16 protein-coding genes are annotated in these 19,130 nt (G+C 71.9%); 9 read left to right on the forward strand and 7 right to left on the reverse strand.

What is annotated here, in order from left to right; genetic code table 11:
* Nucleotides 1-5: 5 nt before the first annotated feature.
* Nucleotides 6-1,217 carry an amidohydrolase family protein gene (locus MTF69_RS30180; RefSeq protein ID WP_243339401.1) on the reverse strand — a complete coding sequence of 404 codons (1,212 nt, stop codon included), beginning with the start codon at nt 1,215-1,217 and terminating at the stop codon, nt 6-8.
* Nucleotides 1,218-1,403: 186 nt separating this feature from the next.
* Between MTF69_RS30180 and MTF69_RS30185 the strand changes: the two genes are divergently transcribed.
* Nucleotides 1,404-2,954 carry an AMP-binding protein gene (locus MTF69_RS30185; RefSeq protein WP_243339351.1) on the forward strand — a complete coding sequence of 517 codons (1,551 nt, stop codon included), beginning with the start codon at nt 1,404-1,406 and terminating at the stop codon, nt 2,952-2,954.
* A gap of 45 nt (nt 2,955-2,999) precedes the next feature.
* On the opposite strand, the gene MTF69_RS30190 is transcribed toward MTF69_RS30185, so the two are convergent.
* Complete coding sequence (locus MTF69_RS30190; protein WP_243339352.1) at nt 3,000-3,482, reverse strand: hypothetical protein; 483 nt, start codon at nt 3,480-3,482, stop codon at nt 3,000-3,002.
* Nucleotides 3,483-3,627: 145 nt separating this feature from the next.
* Here MTF69_RS30190 and MTF69_RS30195 point away from each other — a divergent pair, with 145 nt between their 5' ends.
* On the forward strand, nt 3,628-4,971 hold the full coding sequence (locus tag MTF69_RS30195; protein ID WP_243339353.1) for a hypothetical protein: 1,344 nt from the start codon (nt 3,628-3,630) through the stop codon (nt 4,969-4,971).
* A gap of 181 nt (nt 4,972-5,152) precedes the next feature.
* Nucleotides 5,153-6,103, forward strand: coding sequence for a helix-turn-helix domain-containing protein (locus tag MTF69_RS30200; protein ID WP_243339354.1), 951 nt, complete (start codon nt 5,153-5,155; stop codon nt 6,101-6,103).
* Between the two features lie 62 nt (nt 6,104-6,165).
* On the opposite strand, the gene MTF69_RS30205 is transcribed toward MTF69_RS30200, so the two are convergent.
* Entirely contained in the window at nt 6,166-6,705 is a 540-nt protein-coding gene (locus MTF69_RS30205) for an EF-hand domain-containing protein (RefSeq protein ID WP_243339355.1), read from the reverse strand.
* A gap of 336 nt (nt 6,706-7,041) precedes the next feature.
* Between MTF69_RS30205 and MTF69_RS30210 the strand changes: the two genes are divergently transcribed.
* Both MTF69_RS30210 and MTF69_RS30215 read left to right on the forward strand, forming a co-directional pair.
* Nucleotides 7,042-7,620, forward strand: coding sequence for a sigma-70 family RNA polymerase sigma factor (locus tag MTF69_RS30210; protein WP_243339356.1), 579 nt, complete (start codon nt 7,042-7,044; stop codon nt 7,618-7,620).
* A complete protein-coding gene (locus MTF69_RS30215) occupies nt 7,617-8,990 on the forward strand; it encodes a maleylpyruvate isomerase N-terminal domain-containing protein (protein ID WP_243339357.1) in 1,374 nt (457 codons plus the stop codon). Before MTF69_RS30210 ends, MTF69_RS30215 begins: the two co-directional genes overlap by 4 nt.
* Before the next feature lie 45 nt (nt 8,991-9,035).
* Here MTF69_RS30215 and purU read toward each other — a convergent pair whose 3' ends face one another.
* Together purU and MTF69_RS30225 are read right to left on the reverse strand one after the other, a co-directional pair.
* Nucleotides 9,036-9,914, reverse strand: coding sequence for a formyltetrahydrofolate deformylase (gene purU, locus MTF69_RS30220; RefSeq protein WP_243339358.1), 879 nt, complete (start codon nt 9,912-9,914; stop codon nt 9,036-9,038).
* A gap of 19 nt (nt 9,915-9,933) precedes the next feature.
* Nucleotides 9,934-10,380 carry a hypothetical protein gene (locus MTF69_RS30225; protein ID WP_243339402.1) on the reverse strand — a complete coding sequence of 149 codons (447 nt, stop codon included), beginning with the start codon at nt 10,378-10,380 and terminating at the stop codon, nt 9,934-9,936.
* Nucleotides 10,381-10,611: 231 nt separating this feature from the next.
* Here MTF69_RS30225 and MTF69_RS30230 point away from each other — a divergent pair, with 231 nt between their 5' ends.
* Nucleotides 10,612-11,970: an ABC transporter substrate-binding protein gene (locus MTF69_RS30230; protein ID WP_243339359.1), complete on the forward strand. Its 1,359-nt coding sequence runs from the start codon at nt 10,612-10,614 to the stop codon at nt 11,968-11,970.
* 2 nt (nt 11,971-11,972) lie between these two features.
* Here the strand turns inward: MTF69_RS30230 and MTF69_RS30235 are convergent, their stop codons facing one another.
* A complete protein-coding gene (locus tag MTF69_RS30235) occupies nt 11,973-13,292 on the reverse strand; it encodes a hypothetical protein (protein WP_243339360.1) in 1,320 nt (439 codons plus the stop codon).
* An 808-nt stretch (nt 13,293-14,100) separates the two neighbouring features.
* A complete protein-coding gene (locus tag MTF69_RS30245; protein ID WP_243339361.1) occupies nt 14,101-15,480 on the reverse strand; it encodes a transcriptional regulator in 1,380 nt (459 codons plus the stop codon).
* 219 nt (nt 15,481-15,699) lie between these two features.
* Here MTF69_RS30245 and MTF69_RS30250 point away from each other — a divergent pair, with 219 nt between their 5' ends.
* The 3 genes from MTF69_RS30250 to MTF69_RS30260 all read left to right on the forward strand — a co-directional run bounded on the left by MTF69_RS30250 (nt 15,700) and on the right by MTF69_RS30260 (nt 19,102).
* Nucleotides 15,700-16,380 (forward strand): bifunctional DNA primase/polymerase, encoded by a 681-nt coding sequence (locus MTF69_RS30250; protein WP_243339362.1) that lies wholly within the window; start codon nt 15,700-15,702, stop codon nt 16,378-16,380.
* A 155-nt stretch (nt 16,381-16,535) separates the two neighbouring features.
* Nucleotides 16,536-17,396, forward strand: coding sequence for an ABC transporter ATP-binding protein (locus tag MTF69_RS30255; protein ID WP_243339363.1), 861 nt, complete (start codon nt 16,536-16,538; stop codon nt 17,394-17,396).
* 38 nt (nt 17,397-17,434) lie between these two features.
* Entirely contained in the window at nt 17,435-19,102 is a 1,668-nt protein-coding gene (locus MTF69_RS30260; protein ID WP_243339403.1) for a transporter, read from the forward strand.
* Nucleotides 19,103-19,130 lie beyond the last annotated feature (28 nt).

Consider the following 19,130-nt stretch of genomic DNA (forward strand, 5'->3'; position numbering starts at 1 on the left):
TGCGCCTACCGCCCCGTCCGCCGGTCCTTGTCGAAGTCCAGACCGAGCATACGGATGGCGTTTCCGCGCATGAGCTTGTATACGGTTTCCTCGTCGAGACCCTTGACGTGGTCGAGGGCGACCTCCTTGGTGTGCGGGAAGGTCGAGTCCACGTGCGGGTAGTCGGTTTCGAAGGTGGCGTTGTCGCGGCCGACGACGTCCAGCGAGGCGATTCCGTGCTTGTCGCGGAAGAAGCAGCAGAACATCTGCCGGTAGTAGTACGTGGACGGCGGCTCGGGGATCAGGTCCTTGACCCCGCCCCAGGCGCGGTGCTCCTGCCACACGTCGTCGGCGCGCTCCAGGGCGTACGGGATCCAGCCCATCTGGCCCTCGCTGTACGCCAGTTTCAGCGTCGGGAACTTGACGAGCACGCCGCTGAACAGGAAGTCCATCATCGAGGCCATGGCGTTGTTGAAGCTGAGCGCGGCCTGGACGGCGGGCGGGGCGTCGGGGGAGGCGGCGGGCATCTGGGAGCTGGACCCGATGTGCATGTTGACGACGGTGCCGGTCTCCTGGCAGACGGCGAAGAAGGGGTCCCAGTAGCCGGAGTGGATGGAGGGCAGGCCGAGGTGGGTGGGGATCTCGGAGAAGGTCACGGCCCGCACCCCGCGCGCGGCGTTGCGGCGGATCTCGGCGACGGCCAGGTCGATGTCCCAGAGGGGGATGATGCAGAGCGGGATGAGGCGGCCGCCGCTGTCCCCGCACCACTCCTCGACCATCCAGTCGTTGTACGCGCGCACGCAGGCGAGGGCGACTTCCTTGTCCTTCGCCTCGGCGAAGGTCTGCCCGCAGAAGCGCGGGAAGGTCGGGAAGCACAGGGAGGCCTCGACGTGGTTGAGGTCCATGTCGAGGAGGCGCGCCTTGGGGTCCCAGCAGCCGCGCCGCATCTCCTCGCGGGTGATGCCCTCCAGGGTCATCTCGTCGCGGTCGAAGCCGACGGCGGCGATGTTGCGCTTGTACGGGAACTTCAGGTCCTCGTAGATCCACCAGTCGGTGGGCGGGCCGTCGGGGTCCATGGTGATCACGTACTTGCCGCCGGTGTAGGCGAGCTCGCCGATGCCGGCGGTGAGCGCCTTGGGCCCGCGGTCGCGGTATTTGGCGGGCAGCCACACGTCGAAGAGGTGGGCCGGTTCGATGACGTGGTCGTCGACGCTGATGATCCGAGGCAGTTCCATGATGTCCCCTCGCCGCATGCCGAATGGCTCCGTCGCTCCGATCCGCCGCTCCGGCGAATCTGATGGAGCGTCAGAAATCTGGAACCAAGCTAGCTCCCCGCCTCTGGACCGACAAGCGTCCGCGCCCTACGCTCTGCGCTTGATCTGACTATCCGTCAGGTCATGTCGGCCAGGGGAGGTCGGTCCGGGATGACGGACAGCACCGCAGTCGAACTCAGCCGGTCCCGCACGCTCTGGGACCTGATCACCCGCCGGGCCGCCATCACCCCCGACGCCCCCGTCCTCATCGAGGCCGCCGAGGACCCAGGCGACGACCGCCGGCTGACCTTCGCGGAGCTGCGCGACCGCTCCGAGCAGGTCGCGGCCGGCCTGTACGGCATGGGCGTGCGCCCCGGCACGGTGGTCGCCTGGCAGCTCCCCACCCGCATCGAGACCGTGCTGCTCTCGGTCGCCCTCGCCCGCATCGGCGCCGTCCAGACGCCCGTCATCCCCTTCTACCGGGACCGCGAGGTCGGCTTCGCCCTGCGCGAGTCGAAGGCGGAGTTCTTCGCCGTCCCCGGCGTCTGGCGCGGCTTCGACCACACCGCGATGGCGCACCGCCTCGGCGCGCACGGCGTCTTCGAGGCCTACGAGTCCCTCCCCACCGGTGATCCGGCGGTGCTCCCCCCGCCCCCCGAGGAGGGCGTCGCGGTCCGGTGGATCTACTGGACCTCGGGTACCACCTCCGACCCCAAGGGCGTCCTGCACACGGACCGCTCCCTCATCGCGGGCGGCTCCTGCCTGGCCCACGCCCTGCACCTGTCACCGGACGACGTCGGCTCGATGGCCTTCCCGTTCGCCCACATCGCCGGCCCCGACTACACGGTGATGCTGCTGCTCTACGGCTTCCCGGCGGTCCTGTTCGAGAAGTTCGCGATGCCCGACGCCCTGGACGGCTACCGCCGCCACGGAGTCACGGTCGCCGGCGGCTCCACGGCCTTCTACTCGATGTTCCTCACCGAGCAGCGCAAGGACCCGTCCGCCAGACTCATCCCCACCCTCCGCCTCCTCGCGGGCGGCGGCGCCCCGAAGCCGCCGGAGATCTACCACGCGGTCGTCCGCGAACTGGGCTGCCAGCTCACCCACGGCTACGGCATGACCGAGGTCCCCATGATCACGATGGGCGCCCCGGACGACACCGCGGAGAACCTCGCCACCACGGAGGGCCGGCCCCCGAAGGGCATGTCGATCCGCATCACGACCCCGGAAGGCACGCTCCTCCCCCCGGACACCGACGGGGAGGTCCGGCTGCGCGGCGAGGCCGTCTGCCAGGGCTATCTCAACCGGGACCAGAACACCGGCGTGTTCGACACCGACGGCTACCTGATCACCGGCGACCTCGGCCACCTCACCAAGGACGGCTACCTGGTCCTGACGGGCCGCAGCAAGGACGTCATCATCCGCAAGGGCGAGAACATCTCGGCGAAGGAGATCGAGGACCTGCTCCACCAGCTCCCCGCCGTGGCCGACGTCGCCGTCATAGGCCTGCCGGACCCGGAACGCGGCGAACGCGTCTGCGCGGTCGTCGAACAGCCCCCGGGCGCGGCCCCGCTGACCCTGGCCCAGGTGACCTCGTACCTCCGCACGGAGGGCCTCTCCACCCACAAGCTCCCGGAACAACTGGAACTGGTGGACGCCCTCCCCCGCAACGACGCCCTGCGCAAGGTCCTCAAGTACAAACTTCGCGAGCGCTTCGCGTAGTTCACATCACGAGCCACCCGACCGGAAGAGGCCGCACGTGGTCGCTCACCGGCCGGCCTGACCCGGCGCGATCGGAGGCGCGCCCGTACGGCCCACGAAAGCCCTTGTCGCTGGTAGAGCGGCCCGGTGATCCCGGAGCGCCGTCAACAGGCTGCGGGCGATCAGGGCCAACATCCGCGCATACGCGAGGTTGCTGGTGGCGTCGTAGCGGGTGTCCAGCTCCGGGTCTGCGGAGTCGACGTCCCCCCAGTCACGCAACGCGCCAAGTGCGCGCGGTGAGCGCTGCGCGGGCGCGATTTCGCCGAGACCGACGGCGAGGCACTTGCAGTGAGTGAGCAGGCGCAAGGTCAGCTCGGCAAGCCTCATCATCTCAGGCTCGGTGGTGAGGACCTCGATGATGTCCGTCTCGGCGGCCTCCTCGACCCCGGCTTCTATCGCCGCGGCCATCTGGAGGAGCGCCTCGCCGAGGCTGCTGCATACGCCGCCGCCCGTAGCCGTGGACTCGTGCCATTCACCGTCGTCGGTCATCGACCGCTCCCTACCGTCGTCAGCGGGCGAACAACTCCCGCTCGATCACCACCGGGTATGAAGAGGTAACCCCACGACCCCTGTCCGCGAGTACCGTTGAACGGTCGGAGAAGTATGCAAGCCATGCACCGGTCGGGAGCTGCACATGGCGCAACACTCACGCACACCCAACACCGGCCTGCCCGCGCTGCTCGAACAGGCCAGATGGTCGCGACAGCAGTTCGCCTCGATCATCAACCGTCTCGGCGCGGAGGCTGGGATCGGGCTCAAGTACGGTCAGCCCGCCGTATCTCAATGGATCGCCGGCCATCAACCCCGCGCACAGGTCAGGGGGCTGATCATCGAAGCCTTCGAGCGGAAGCTCGGCCGGCCGGTCACCTACGCCGAAGCCGGTCTCACGGCCCCGTCGGACAGGGAAGAGACGGACACCGTCCGGGACCTCGTAGACCTCGGAAGGGCTGACATGGATCCATCCCGCCGTCGCGTCATCGCGGCCGGTGTGTTCTCCGCAGCGCTGGCCATCCCCCTGTTCCCCGAGCTCGCGCGAGCCGACAGCCCCGACCCCATAAGGCCGGGAAAGGCTACAACGCGAGTCGGCCAGGGCCAGGTGGATGCCGTGAGGTCGATGACGGACCGGATCGCCGACATCCTCGACGAGCTTGGCGCAGGGCATGCACGCCCGATGGCCGCCGCGTTCCTCGTCAACTCGGTGGGTCCCTGGTTGAAGGCGGAGGCCTCAGCCCCAGTACGGCGCAGCATGCTCGCCGCAGCCTCGGACCTCGTCTACCTCACGGGGTGGATGGCCATGTACGAACGTCAGCACCGCCTCGGCCAGGACTACTACGTGAGCGCCCTCAAGCTGGCCGGCGAAGCGGATGACCACGTCACCTACTGCCGGACACTGCGCGGGATGAGCCTCCAGGCCTCCAACCTCGGCTACGGCCGACGGGCGCTGGAGCTCGCCGACTCGGCCGCCGAAGCCGCCCCCGTGGCCGGACCAAGACTGGTGGCGTTCCTACGCGGCCAACAGGCCCACGGTGCCGCGATGGTAGGAGACAAGCGGCAGGCATTCGACCGGCTCCGGGAGGCCGAGGCCGCACTCGGACAGGCAGACGACCGGCGCGAATCGATCGGGGGCTACGACCGGACCGCCTACCTCTTCCACGTCGCGCACGTCCTCAACGAGACGAAGGACGTCCCGGGCTCCGTCCGAACCCTCAAAGAGTCGATCCGGGTGCAGCCGGCACACGAGAGGCAAGGGCGTCTCCACGCGTACGGCCTGCTGGCCCAGCGGCAGCTCACGATCGGGCACGTGGAGGCCGCCTGCGAGTCCTGGGGCCGGTTCCTCGACGAGTACGAGGACCTGTCCTCGGCCAGGGGCGACGAACACTTCGAGGTGATGGCGCTCCGCCTCAAGCAGCATACGACCGTCCGCGCGGTGCGCGAGCTGAGCAACCGCGCGCGAACCGTGGCGGAACTCAAGGGATAGCCAGTAGCCCTTCGAGACGCGAACTCATGCGACATTACGCCCAGTTCATAGTGCTGGCCACGGCTGGTATATGCCGGAACGGGTGCGCTACCGTCCCGGATCAACACGAACTGCACACAGACAGGTGACCCCGGCGGTGCTCCAACACCCCGGGGTCCGACACCGAAGAGAAAGACCTTCAGTGCGCATCCACCTTAGCCCGCGCAAGCGTGCCTTCACCGTCCTCGGCAACGAAGTCGTCCGGGACCGGCGCCTCAGCTTCACCGCACGGGGCATCCTCTGCTATCTGCTCTCCCTCCCCGACGGCTCCCGCGAGGACGTCCGTACGCTCGCCGACAAGCACCCGGGGGTGGGGCGCCGAGGCGTCTCCAAGGCGGTCGACGAGCTGGTGCGGTACGGGTACTACGCGCGCCGCACCGTGCGTGACCCGCTGACCGGGCACGTCCACACGGAGACCTTCGTCTCGGACACCCCGCCCACGGAGGACCGGCCGCAGCCACCCGGGGCGGGCCCGGACCCCACCCCGGGAACCGGTGAGGGGGTGACCGGAAGGGCGGGAGCGTCCCCCCAGGGGACAAAGACTTCGGGAGAAGTACCCTCCCTCCCCGAAGCACTCGAAGCACTCGAACCACTCGAGGCGCCCGAAGCGCCCCCGTCGCCGGAACCACCCGGCACGGTCGGGCAGTCCGCCACGCAGGGCACCGCGCGGGGGGCGGCGCTGCTCGCGCGCATCACCGCGTACGAGCCGCGGCTCAGGCTCGGCGTCACCGAGACGCTCGCTCTCGCCCCACTCGCCCAGCGGTGGCTGGAGCACGGCGTGTCCGACCTCGAGGCTCGTTGCCTGCTCACCGACGGCCTGCCGCCGTTCGTCTACTCCGCTCGCGCCCTGCTGGCCGACCGCCTCGTCCGCAAACTGCCCGCGCCACGGGCTCCCAGGGACCCCGCGGCGCCCGCAGCGCCCCCTGCCGAATGCGGCGTCTGCCGCGACCCGCTGCCCGCCCCGGACGCCCACTGCGGCCAGTGCGCGGGAGCCCTTACGGCCCCTCGTGGCGGACTGCCGTCTTCCGAGCGGGTGGCCTCCTTGGCCGACATCGCCCGCCGTGCCCTCCGGGGCCTGCCCGCGCTCGCCTGACGCGGGCGATCCTGCGGGCCGGGGCGTGGGCAGACCGCCCGCCGCCCCCGCCCGGCCAGGGCCTACGCGTCCGGCGCCGCCACCCCGCAGTAGCCGGCGAAGGCCGCCAGGATCTCGTCCTCGGTGATGCGGCCGTCGCCGTCCGCGTCCAGGGCCGCCGCGACCGGGCCCGCCAGTTCCTCCGGGGTGCCCAGCACGCGCAGGACGCGCGCCGTCGCCGCCGGGGTCGCGCCGCCCGCGGCGTCGCCGGCCGCCTCGCCGGCGGGGCTCGCCACCGCGATCACCGCCCGCAGGAACGGCCGCGCGATCTCCGCGAACCGGTGCGGGTTGTCCCGCAGCCGCTTCGCCGCGCCCGTGACGAACTCCTCGCGGGAGACCCGCTGGTCCCCGTCCACGTCCGCGATGCCCGCCATGCCCTGCCAGAAGGCCTCCGCGCCCGCGAACACGGCCTGACCCTTGTCGGACCGGGCCGCCACGGCGAATTCGGCCAGGACCGCCTTGGCCGCCGTACTGAAGTCCTCCCGGTCGATATACCCGGACCCGTCCTGGTCGAAGGTGGCGAATCGGGCGGCGATCTTGCGCTCGTATTCTGCGCTGTCCATGTTCGGCGTTCCGCCTTCACGTGTGCGGTGGAGTCAGTTCAAGACAGGACAGGAGCGTAAGGCCTACGTGGCCTGCGCGTTAAGCGAAGCGGGCAAGGAGGTGGCCGCATCGAACCAGCGCACGAGGAGCGCGACGGGGCGCGTACGCCTGTACCCACGTCTTCTCAACGGCGGTGTCCGGGCGGCACCTCCCCCTTCACGCCGTGCGGCGCCCCTATCACGGAGGGCGCACTTCCGAGACGAGGTTCTGGCAAAACGGGCGCGGACCGCTGCATGCCCACTACATTCGAGTGGTCGACACACGGCTGCGAAACCGGGAAGCCGGCTGGGGGCACGATGCCGAAGGACGCACCACCGCGCTGGGACCGCCGCATGCAACAACGCCTGGCCCGCGGCGAGGCCGCCGCGCTCGGCGAGCTGTACGACCGCTTCGCCTCGCTCGTGCACAGCCTCGCCCACCGGGTCCTCGGCGACGAGAAGGCCGCCGACCGGGTCACCCGCGAGGTCTTCGGCTACATCTGGGAGAACCCGGACGCCTACGACCCCAAACAGGGCTCCATGCGCTCCTGGGTCGCCCGCATCACCCAGGGGCAGGCCGTCGCCCGCCTGCGCCAGGCCGAACTGGGCAACGGCTCCCGCGAGGAACTGGAACAGAAGGTGCGCAGCGCCAACGCGGCCGCCCGCGCCGACTTCATCGTCACCTCCATGCCCGCACCCCTGCGGGCCGCGCTCGAACTCGCCTACTTCAAGCGCCGCGACTACCGGCAGGCCGCCGCCGACCTGCAGATCAGCGAGGACGAGGCCCGGCGCCGGCTGCGCCTGGGCCTGCAGCTCCTCTCCACGGCCAACGCCGTCCCGCGCGACGACACGGTCCCGCCGGGATACGGCCCCTCCGGATTTGGAACGACCCGATGACGATGCCGCCGAGCCCCTCCGGCGAAGAAGACGGCGAAGAGTACGAGCGGCCCCCGAACCCCGGCGGCCCGGCGCGCATACCGGGCCCGCGCGGAGCGCCCGACGACCTCGACCTCGCGGGGCCGGGTTACGCGCCGGCCGCGGACGGGGCGCCGGACCCCGACGAGTTGGACGACCTGGACGACTCGCCCTACCCGGAGTACACGGAGATCACCGGCTTCCCGGCCGTACCGGCGCCCGCCGAGCCCGAGCCCGTCCCGGCCGCTCCCCCGCCCACCCACGCCGTACTGAAATCCCTGCTCGGCGCCTGGGCCCTGGCGGCCTGCTCCGCGGAGGAGACCCAGGCCGTCGAGGACCACCTCACCGAGTGCGCGCCCTGCGCCGAGGAGGCCCTGCGGCTGCGCGACGCCGTGGGCCTGCTGCACCCGGAGGAGAGCCTCGACCTCAAGCCGCTGCTGCGCTCGCGCGTGCTGGAGGACTGCCTCGGCAAGCGCCCGGCCCGCATCCCGGTCCCGGTGTGGGCGAGCCCGTACGACACCGAGACGGCCCGGCTGGACGCGCTGCTACGGGACTTCGGGGACTCGGAGTGGCACACCCCGGTCCGGCTGAAGTGGTTCGAGGAGGAACGCCGCCAGACCCGCCGGACCACGGTCGCCGGGGTCATCGGGCACCTGCTGGCGGTGGACGGCCTCGTGGCGGCCGCGCTGGGCCTGGACGACCCCCTGGGCCGGGACGCGCCCGCTGGCAGCCCGGCCGAGCGCACGGAGCGGTTCTGGGAGGACTCCCCGTACCCGACCACCCGCCGGGTCCGCGAGCCGTGGCGGGAGCAGGGCCACACGCTGGTCCGCACGGTGTCCTTCGCGGGCCGCGGGGTGGCGGAACTGGACGTGGAGTACGGCGCCTTCGCCCTGCCCCTCGGGGACGCCTTCCTGGAACGGGCCTTCGAGTGCTGGGTCCACGCCGTGGACATCGCGGAGGCGGTGGACTACCCGTACGAGCCGCCGTCCGCGCCCCACCTGAACCGGATGATCGACCTGGCGGCCCGGCTCCTGCCGGCGGCCCTGGCCGTCCGCCGGCGGGCGGGGCTGGCGGCGCCGCCGCGCGGGCTGGTCGCGGCGGGGGCGCCGGGCCGGACCCTGCACCTGGAGATCGAGGGCGCGGGGGGCGGCGGGTGGGACATCGCCCTGGACTCCCCCGCGGCGAAACCCTCGCCGGACCACACGGTGGCCCGGATCGCCCTGGACGGCGCCGAATTCTGCCAGCTCGCCGCGGGCCACATCTCCCCGGAGGATGCCGCGGTCGGCCAGAACGGCGACCGCGAGGCCATCCGCGACGTCCTCTTCGCGGCAGCCTCGCTCAGCCGGATGTAGGCCGACCGGGCCTACGCGCGGCCCACGCGCGGCCTACGTCCGGGCCTACGTGAAGACGACCGTCCGGGTCCCGTTCAGCAGGACCCGGTGCTCGCTGTGCCACTTCACGGCCCGCGCCAGCGCCTGGCACTCCACGTCCCGCCCGATCGCCACCAGCTGGTCCGGGGTGACCTCGTGCCCCACCCGCTCGACCTCCTGCTCGATGATCGGGCCCTCGTCCAGGTCCGCCGTCACGTAGTGCGCGGTCGCGCCGATCAGCTTCACGCCCCGCGCGTGCGCCTGGTGGTACGGCTTCGCGCCCTTGAAGCTCGGCAGGAACGAGTGGTGGATGTTGATGATCCGCCCGCTCAGCTCCTTGCACAGGGTGTCCGACAGCACCTGCATGTACCGCGCGAGGACCACGAGGTCGACTTCCTCGGCCCGCACCAGCTCCAGCAGCCGCGCCTCCGCCGCCGCCTTCGTGTCCTTCGTCACCGGGATGTGCACGAACGGGACCCCGTACGAGCCGACCAGTTCCTCGAAGTCGGTGTGGTTCGACACCACCGCCGCGATCTCCACCGGCAGCGCACCGATCCGGTGGCGGAAGAGCAGGTCGTTGAGGCAGTGCCCGAACTTCGAGACCATCAGCACGATCCGCATGCGCTCGTCGGAGCGGTGGATCTGCCAGTCCATCCGGAAGGTGTCGCCGATCGCGGCGAAGCTGGCCCGCAGCTTCTCCACCGTCACCGGGGCGTCGGCCTCGAAGTGGACCCGCATGAAGAAGAGGCCGGTGTCGCGGTCGCCGAACTGCTGACTGTCCTCGATGTTGCACCCGGTCATGAACAGATAACTGGACACGGCGTGCACGATGCCCTGCTTGTCGGGGCAGGAGAGGGTCAGTACGTACTGCTGCTGCGTGGCCTGGGGCTGCGGGTCGTCGCTCATGACCCGACAGCCTTCCACATCACACCGCGCGCGTGAGGATCCTCAGGACGTCCAGTGAGCGCGGACGCGCGTCCGGGTCGTCCCCGTCCGCCGTCGCCAGCCGTACGTGGGCCTCGCGCGCGGCCCGTACCGCCTCCGGCCAGGCGTGGTGCTCCAGGTAGCCGGAGACCGGGGCGTCGGCGCCTATCTGGTGCATGATCCGCAGCACCCGCAGCACGGCGAGGTCCACCAGGGCCGCCTCCTGCGAGTCGCGGAAGATCGTGCCGACGTACTTCTCCGCGGACCAGCTGTCGAGCCAGGTGTCCTCGACGAGCCGGTACACGGCGTCGGTGACGTCCCCGTACCCCTCGGCGCCGGCCAGCCAGGTGTCCTCTTGGAACACGGGGTCGGAAAGCATGTGCAGCGCCGAGCGCACGTTGCTGCGCCAGCGCCACCACGGCATGTCGTTGAGGGGCATGCCGCCCATGGTGGAGGAGCGGCCGCCGCGGCGGGAAGAGTTCTTCGAACCTTGGGCGAATGTCACGCTTTCGATCGTACGTTCCCGTCCGGCGTGATCTTGAGGCGCCCGCACCCGGGGGCCCGGACCCGCCCGGCGCTCACTCAGCGTGCGGGTGACACCCGTAATTCACCTCGACGTCACCCGATGTTGCTCGCACCTCACACTTCAGTTACCCCGGGCGCGGAATGGTGCATGCACATGACCACCCGGCGATGCGCAGCAGCACTCTCCCGCACCTTCCTGGCCCGGACCACGGCCATGGCGATGGGCGCGTGTCTCGTCGCCGGCTGCGGGGTGCTCCCCGGGGGCTCGGGGGGCCCCGGGGACGCCGGCACCCTCACGGTCATGACCTTCGCTCCGGAGGACTCCAAGGCGACCAACATGCCCGGCATGCCGGGCATGGCCAAGGCCTACGAGCGCTGGGTCAACTCCAAGGGCGGCATCAACGGGCACAAGCTCCGCGTCCTGACCTGCAACGAGCGCAACACGCCCACCGGCGCCGCCGACTGCGCCCGCAAGGCGGTCGCCGAGAAGGCCGTCGCCGTCATCGGCTCCTACAGCCAGCACGGACGCGCCTTCCTGGCCCCGCTGGAAGCCGAGGGCATCCCCTTCATCGGCGGGTACGGGATCTCCTCCGAGGAGTTCCGCTCCCCGCTCTCCTTCCCCGTCAACGGCGGCCAGCCCGTCCTGATGGCCGGAGCCGGCCACCAGCTGGGGCGCACCTGCGCCAAGGTCGCCCTGGTCCGCCCCGACACCCTCGCCGGCGATTCCCTGCCCAACCAGCTCAACGCCGGCCTCACGGCCAACCAGATGGCCGAGGCCAGCGACATCCGGGCCGCCGAAGACGCCGCGGACCTCTCCACCCAGGCCAACGAGGCACTGGCGTCCTCCTCCTCCTCCTCCTCCTCCGGGACCCCCGGAAAGGGCGGCGCCTCCTCCGCGAAGGACGGAAAGGACGGGAAGGACAAGGGCTGCGTGGCCGCCGTCCTCGGCGCCCGCACCGAGACCTTCTTCGACGCCTTCCGCCGCGCCGCCGACTCCCAGAACCGCAAACCGCAGGTCTCCTCGGTGCTGGGCTCGGTCAGCCAGGCCCTGGTCGACCGCACCGGCGGCAAGGAGAGCCCCTTCGAGGGCGCGTACGTCACGAGCTGGTACCCGGTCGCCGCCGATCCCCTGTGGACGCAGATGCGCAACGTCATCTCCGACCACGCCTTCGGCGACAACGCCGTGGACCCCGACGACAGCGGCGCCCAGACCACCTGGATCGCGTACACGGTGTTCAACGAGGTGGTGAAGCGGTTCAAGGAGGACGAGGACCTCACCGCGCGCGCCCTCACGCGCAAGCTCAACCAGTCCGCCCCCGTGAAGACCGGCGGCCTGACCCCCGACCTCAGCTGGCGCTACGAGGACATGCGCGCCGTCGCCGGCTTCCCCCGCATGGTCAACGGCCGGGTCACCTTCCAGGTCGTCCAGCAGGGCCGCCTGGTGGCCCAGCCGGGCGGCGAGCAGTCCATGGACATGACCAAGACCCTGGAACAGGCCCCCCGTTCAAGCTAAGGCTAGAGCTGACTCTTGTCGCGCTTGGTGAGGTCGTACTTGGCGGCGATGGTGTTCCACATCCGCGCCGCGGACTCCTTCGACCTGGTGGCGTCGCCGCTCGCCTTGTTGCCGTCCGAGGCGTTGCCGGTCGACCTGGCCCTGCCGTCCTTGCACTTGTCGCCGTCGGACTTCACGTCGTCCGCCCAGGCCGCGTAGCTCTTGTCGGCCTCGGCGGAGGACTTCCACGCCTTGGTGAGGGCCGCGGTCAGCTTCGCGTCGTTCGGGAGCTGGTCCACCTTGAGCTCCTGGAGCCGGGTCACCAGCTCCTCGCGCTGCCGGGCCGCGTCGCGCAGGTCGGTGGCCGCCTGGTCCAGGTTCTTGCAGCCCTTGATGTCCTCGACGGCCTTGATCACAGAGGCCCGGCTGTCGTTGCTGTCCGCGAGCAGCTTGTCGAGCTGGACCGCCTGCGGCTGCGCGGGATCCAGCGGAGCCTCCCCGCTGTCCGCGGCGGAGCTGCCGGGGGTGGGGGTGGGCGCCGCGGCGGCCGGGTCGTTGTTCTGCGCCTTGCCGTCACCGAGCAGCGCACCGACCCCGAGCCCGACGACGGCCAGGCCGATGACGACGGCAGCGATGATCACGGGCGAGACCCTGCGGGGAGCGGGGGCGAGGTCCTGCTCCTGGTAGTGCGGGGGCGGCTGCTGCTGATACTGCTGCTGCGGCGGCGGCGCGTACTGCTGGTGCTGGGGCTGCTGCGCGTACTGCTGCGGTTGAGGGCGGCGCGGCTGCTGGGGGAGCACCGGCTCCTGGATGGGAGGCAGTACCTGCGTGTCCCCCCGGAACATCCCGTCGAACCCGGCGGCGGGATCGGCGGGCGCGGCCGGAACCGGCGCGATGTACTGGGTGGCGGCCTCGTCGTACGAGGGGGCGGCCGGGACCGGCGCGATGTACTGGGTGGCGGCCTCGTCGTACGAGGGGACCGGCGGTATGTACTGGGTGGCCGCCTCGTCGTACGAGGGGGCCGCGGGGACCGGCGCGATGTACTGCGTCGCCGCCTCCTCGTGCGCGGGGGCGGCGGGCACCGGCGGAATGTACTGGGTGGCCGCCTCCGGCAGCGGCGGGTACCCGTAGCCGTGCGGGTCGCCGGGGCCCTCGTAGCCGGGGCCGACCACGTGACCCTGCGGGTAGCCGTAGGCGGGGCCGCCCGGTGCGGGGTAGCCGTAGGCGGGCTCACCGTGCAGGTACTCCGGCTCCCTGCCGGGCTGCGCGGGCGGCTGCGCGGGCACGTGCGGGCCCCACGGCTCGCCTCCCTGCGGGCTGCCGCCCTGTCCGCTCTCGGTCACCGGAACTCCCTCTCCGACCTGTCCGCGTCTACGGAACCGTCGGCTCACGCTACCCGGTCACCCCCCTCGCCCGGCAGGCCCGCCCCCACCGAAGATCATCCCCGGGCGGGCCGAATCCCCCGGGCCCCGCGGTCCGGCCCTCCGGTGGGATGTCCCCGACCCGCCCTTCCACCGTTCCCCGGGCCGGCCCGGACCCCGGTCCTCAAACGCCGGACGGGCTGGAAGGGGGTACCGGGCTGCGCCCGGACCCCCTGGGGCTCCGCCCCAGACCCCGGTCCTCAAACGCCGGACGGCTAAATTGGCGCGGGCGGCGGGATTGGCGTGGGCGGCTGAATTGGCGCGGGCGGCGGAATTGGCGTGGGCGGCGGGATTGGCGCAGGGGGCTGGATTGGCGCGGGCGGGCTGGATTGCCGCAGGCGGCGGAATTGGCGTGGTCGGCGGGATTGGCGCAGGGGGCTGGATTGGCGCGGGCGGGCTGATAACCCTCCCGTCGGCGGGGCTGGAGGCGGGCCGATCATCCTCCCGTCGGCGGGGCTGGGGGCGGCCGGGACGGGGACGGGGGCGGGGTGGGGTGTTGGACTGGACGTAAAGCGTGATTTGTGGCGCAGGCACACCCCGCGCCCTGTCGGAGTAGAACAGGGGGCGCCTAAATCATGCAGTCCAGGCCGACACCCCACCCCGACCCCGGCACCGGCCCCACCCGCAGCCCCGGCCACGCCGGCCACAACCCAGCCCCGCCGGCGTTTGAGGCGCAGGGGCCCGGGGACTGGTCCCCGGCAACGGCGCCGCACCATGCGACCGGCCCCGGTCAGGACACCGGCTCCAGGCGGGCCGTGAACTCGCGGGCCGCCGGTTCCTCCCGGTACGGGTCCAGACGGCTGCGGAAATCCTCCAGGTACACCGCCCCGCGGTGGGAGCGGATCCCCGACAGAACGTCCGCCGCCCGCGTCGCCGTCTGACAGGCCGCTTCCACCTCACGCTGCTGCACCCGCGCCGCAGCCAACAGCAGCAGCCCGATCGCCCGCCGCCGCGCCTTCCCCACCGGAAGGTCCCGCAGAGCCTCCTCCGCGCGCTTCGCCGCCGCGTCGGCCTGCCCCAGGTCCCGGTGACAGTGCGCCAGTTCGTCCGCGAGGTACGCCCCGTCGAAGTGCCGGATCCACTCCGGGTCGTCCCCCGACTCCGGCTCCGCCCGCTCCAGCGCGGTGACCGCCCGCGAGGACAGCACCGCCGTCGACCGCGCGTCACCGAGCAGCGCGTGCCCCCGCGCCTCCGCCGCGTAGAACATCGCCTCGACCCGCGGGGTGACCTGGCCCCGGGTGCCCTCCTGCGCCGCTCTCGCCAGCTGCGCGATCTCCCTCGGGTTGCCGAGCTCCGCCGCCAGGTGGCTCATCGACGCCGCCAGGACGTAGCCCCCGTACGCCCGGTCGCCGGCCGCCTGCGCGAGCCGCAGCGCCTGGATGTAGTACCGCTGTGCCAGGCCCGGCTGGCCGGTGTCCACCGCCATGTAGCCCGCCAGCTCCGTCAGTCGGGCGACCGCCGCGAACAGGGCCCGGCCGACCGGCTCCCGGTACGAGCCGCCGATCAGGCCGGAGACCACCGAGTTGAGGTAGTGCACGACCACCGGGCGCACGTGCCCGCTGCCGAAGCGGTGGTCGAGGTCCTTCAGTGCCTGCGTGGTGGCCCGTACCGCCTCCACGTCCGACATCCCGACCCGTGAGCCGCCGCTGCGCGCGACCTGCGCGTCGGCCCCGGTGATCAGCCAGTCGCGGCTCGGCTCGACCAGCGCCGAGGAGGCCACGCTCGCCCCCGACAGGAAGTCGCGCCGGCCCACGTCGCTCCGCCACAACTCGCTGACCTGCTCGATCGCGCCGATGACGGTCGGGGAGAACTGCAGGCCGACACCGGAGGCGAGGTTCTTGCCGTTGGCCATGCCGATCTCGTCGATGGTGACGGTCCGGCCGAGTTTGCGGCCCAGCGACTCGGCGATGATCCCGGGGGCCCGGCCGCGCGGCTGCTGACCGCGCAGCCAGCGGGCTACGGAGGTCTTGTCGTAGCGGAGGTCGAGGCCGTGCTCGGCCCCGCACATGTTGACGCGCCGGGCGAGCCCGGCATTGGAGCACCCGGCTTCCTGGATGAGCGCCTGCAGCCGTTCGTTCGGCTGGCGGGCGACGAGAGGCCTGGCTGCCATGAAAACCCCCAGAGACGCGGGTGATCGTTCGAATGATCACTTCCCGCCTGATGTGCGGGGAATCTTCCCCATTGCGTCCCGTCGCTACCCACCTCCGGCGCCCCGGCCTCCCACGCGCCCCCCGCGATGCACCGATGCGCCCCGCATGCAGGATCGATGCTCCCGAGCCAGGCCGGTTGAAGCCCGTAACCCCCGGTGACCGCAAGAGTTGTGTTGCACGTGGAAGAGACCATCGGAGTCACGGAGACCGCGCCCATCCCCCTGCAGCGCAGTGAGCCGCTGCTGGACCATGCCGTGCGGTACACGGAAGAACGGCACTGGGATGTCTTCGCCGGCACCTGGCTGGAGTCCGGCGAGGGGCGGGAACAGTGCTCGTGCGGGGGCGCCCAGTGCCCGGCGCCCGGCGCGCACGCGGCGGGGAAGGACTGGGCCTCGCAGGCCTCGGGCAGCGCCGTGCAGGTCAGGCGGCTCTGGGGCAAGAACCCGAAGGCCGCCATCCTGCTGCCCACCGGCCGGACCTTCGACGCCCTCGACGTCCCGGACGCGGCCGGATTCCTGGCGCTGGCCCGGCTCCAGCGCATGAAGCGCACCCTCGGACCGGTGATCGCCAACCCGGCGGGGCGGATGCTGTTCTTCGTCCTGCCCGGCGCCGGGGCGAAGGTGCCCGACCTGCTGCGCAAGATCGGCTGGCAGCCGGCCCAGCTCGACCTGGCCACGCGCGGCGAGGGCGAGTACGTGGCGGCGCCGCCGACCCGCATCGGCGGACGCGGTTCGGTGCAGTGGGCGCAGCCGCCGACGGCCGCGAACCGGTGGCTGCCGGACGTGGAGGAGCTGATCGACGCCCTGGCGTACGCGTGCGGTCGCGAGGCGGCGGCGGAACGGGCCCGGCGCACGGCGTGATCCCCGCCCCACCCGCTCCAACCGCCCCGCCCGCCCCGCCCTGACCAGCGAAGATCTCCGCGCGGAAACTCATGACATAAGTAACTGCCCGGCCTCTCCCCCTCCTCCTATGGTGAGAAAAGCAGGACACGGGGAACGGAACGAGAGGCAGGCGCATGCCGGACCAGGGCGTTGCGATCGGCGGGGCGGACGGAACGGGCGGCGGTGCACGACCGGCACCGGCCGCCGCACCCGCCGTGCGGGTCGAGGGTTTGTGGAAGCGGTTCGGCGAGCAAGTGGCCGTATCCGGGATCGATCTGGAGCTGCCGGCCGGGCAGTTCGTCGGCCTGGTCGGGCCGAACGGCGCGGGCAAGACGACGACCCTCTCGATGGTGACCGGGCTGCTGCGCCCGGACATGGGCCGGGTCATCGTCGCCGGGCACGACGTGTGGGCGGACCCGGTGGAGGTCAAGTCCCGGATCGGCGTGCTGCCCGAGGGACTGCGGCTCTTCGAGCGGCTCTCCGGCCGGGAACTCCTCGGCTACATGGGCCGGATGCGGGGGCTCCCGGGCCGGGAGACGGACAGCCGGGCCACCCAGCTGCTGGACATCCTGGACCTGGCCGGTTCGCAGAACAAGCTGATCGTCGACTACTCGACGGGCATGCGGAAGAAGATCGGCCTGGCGGCCGCACTGCTCCACAACCCCGAAGTGCTCTTCCTGGACGAGCCGTTCGAGGGCGTCGACCCGGTGTCCGCGCAGACCATCCGCGGAGTGCTGGAACGTTACACCTCCTCCGGAGCCACGGTCGTCTTCTCCTCCCACGTCATGGAGCTCGTCGAGTCGCTGTGCGACTGGGTCGCCGTCATGGCCGCCGGCCGGATCCGGGCCGCGGGCCCGCTGGCCGACGTACGGGGCGACGCGCCCTCGCTGCAGGCCGCGTTCCTGGAGCTGGTCGGAGCGCACGGCCGGGCCACGGGCGAGTCCCTGGACTGGCTCGGCGGCGGGGCCGCGGGCAACGGGGCGGGCGTCCGATGAGCACGCCCATGCCCACGCCGACGCCCACGCCGACGCCGATGCGGGCTGCTGCGCCCGCATCCGGGTCCGCCACCCCCGCCGGCGCCTCCGCTTCCGCGTCCGCGTCCGCGTCCGTCAACATCACCCCGATCTTCGTCCGCCTCAAGCTGTCCCTCCTGCGCAACGGACTCAAGGGCTCCCCGATGCGCAAGGCCGCCTACTTCGGCGCCCTCGCCTTCGCGATCTTCATCGCCGTCCTCGCCACGCTCGGTTTCACCGTGCTGCGCGGCAACGCGCACGCCGGCGCGGTCGTCGTCCTGCTGGCGGCCATCACGGCCCTCTGCTGGACGTTCGTCCCGCTGTTCTTCGCCACCGGCGACGAGACGCTCGACCCGACCCGGCTGGTCATGCTTCCGCTGCGCCCGCGTCCGCTCGTACGGGCCATGCTGGCCGCCTCGCTCGTCGGCATCGGGCCGCTGTTCACGCTGTGCCTGGCCGTCGGCTCGATGATCGCCGTCGCCCGGGGCGCGGCGGGCGTGGTGGCCGCCGTACTGGCCGTGCCGCTGCTGCTGGTCGGCTGCGTCGCGCTGGCCCGGGCGGTGGCGACCGCCAACGTCCGGCTGCTGACCAGCCGCAAGGGGCGCGACCTCGCGCTGCTCAGCGGCCTGCTGATCGCGATCGGCGCGCAGGTGGCGAACTTCGCCGCCCAGCGGCTGTTCCAGACCGGCGGCCCGGAGAAGCTGGAGCCGGCCGGGGCCATCGTGCGCTGGCTGCCGCCCGCGACGGCCGTCGGGATGGTGGACTCCGCGAGCGAGGGCTCGTACGGGGTCGCGGCCGCCCAACTCCTCATCACGGTCGCGGCCCTCGGCCTGGTGCTCTGGTTCTGGGAGCGCAGCCTGACCAAGCTGATGGTCACCCCTGACGGTTCGACGATCGCGGCCGCCAAGGAGAAGAAGAAGCCGGCGAACGGCGCGGCCGGCGGCGGCTGGTCGCTCCTGCCTGACGACCGTACGGGCGCGGCCGCCCAGCGCGTGCTGCGCTACATGGTGCGCGACCCGAAGACCAAGGCGGCGTGGGTATCGGCCCTGGCGCTCGGCCTGATCATCCCGGTCGCCAACGCCGTCCAGGGCGGCGGCTCGGTGTACCTGGCCTGCTTCGCCTCGGGCATGCTCGGCCTGCAGATGTACAACCAGTTCGGGCAGGACACCTCGGCGTTCTGGATGGTCGCGCAGACCATTTCGAACACCCGGGACGCGTACGTGGAACTGCGCGCCCGCGCCCTGGCCCTCGCGCTGGTCACCGTGCCCTTCACGGCGCTGGTCGCGGTGGTCACGGCGGGCCTGCTCGGCGACTGGTCCGGCCTCCCCGGGGCCCTGGGCCTGGCCCTGGCCCTGCTCGGCTCGATGCTGTGCACGGGAGCCCTGGCGTCCGCCCATCTCGCGTACTCGATCCCGACCGACGGCGCCTTCAAGAGCGTCGCCCCGGGCCAGGGTGCCCTGGCCTGGGCGGCCCTCCTCGGAGGCATGCTCGCCTCGGCACTGATCAGCTCCCCGCTGATCGCCCTGGCGATCTACTTCAGCGCCACGGACGAGCAGTCCCTCGCCTGGATCCTGCTCCCCCTGGGCGTGGCCTGGGGGACGCTGTCCACCTGGGCCGGCCTGCGCCTCGCGGCCCCGACGGTGGTGCGCAAGCTCCCGGAGATCCTGGTCGCGGTCAGCAAGGGCTGACCGGCCGCGTACCGGCGGAGGCAGCCGA

Origin of the sequence: Streptomyces sp. AP-93, from assembly GCF_022808175.1 — a bacterium.
Lineage (GTDB): Bacteria > Actinomycetota > Actinomycetes > Streptomycetales > Streptomycetaceae > Streptomyces.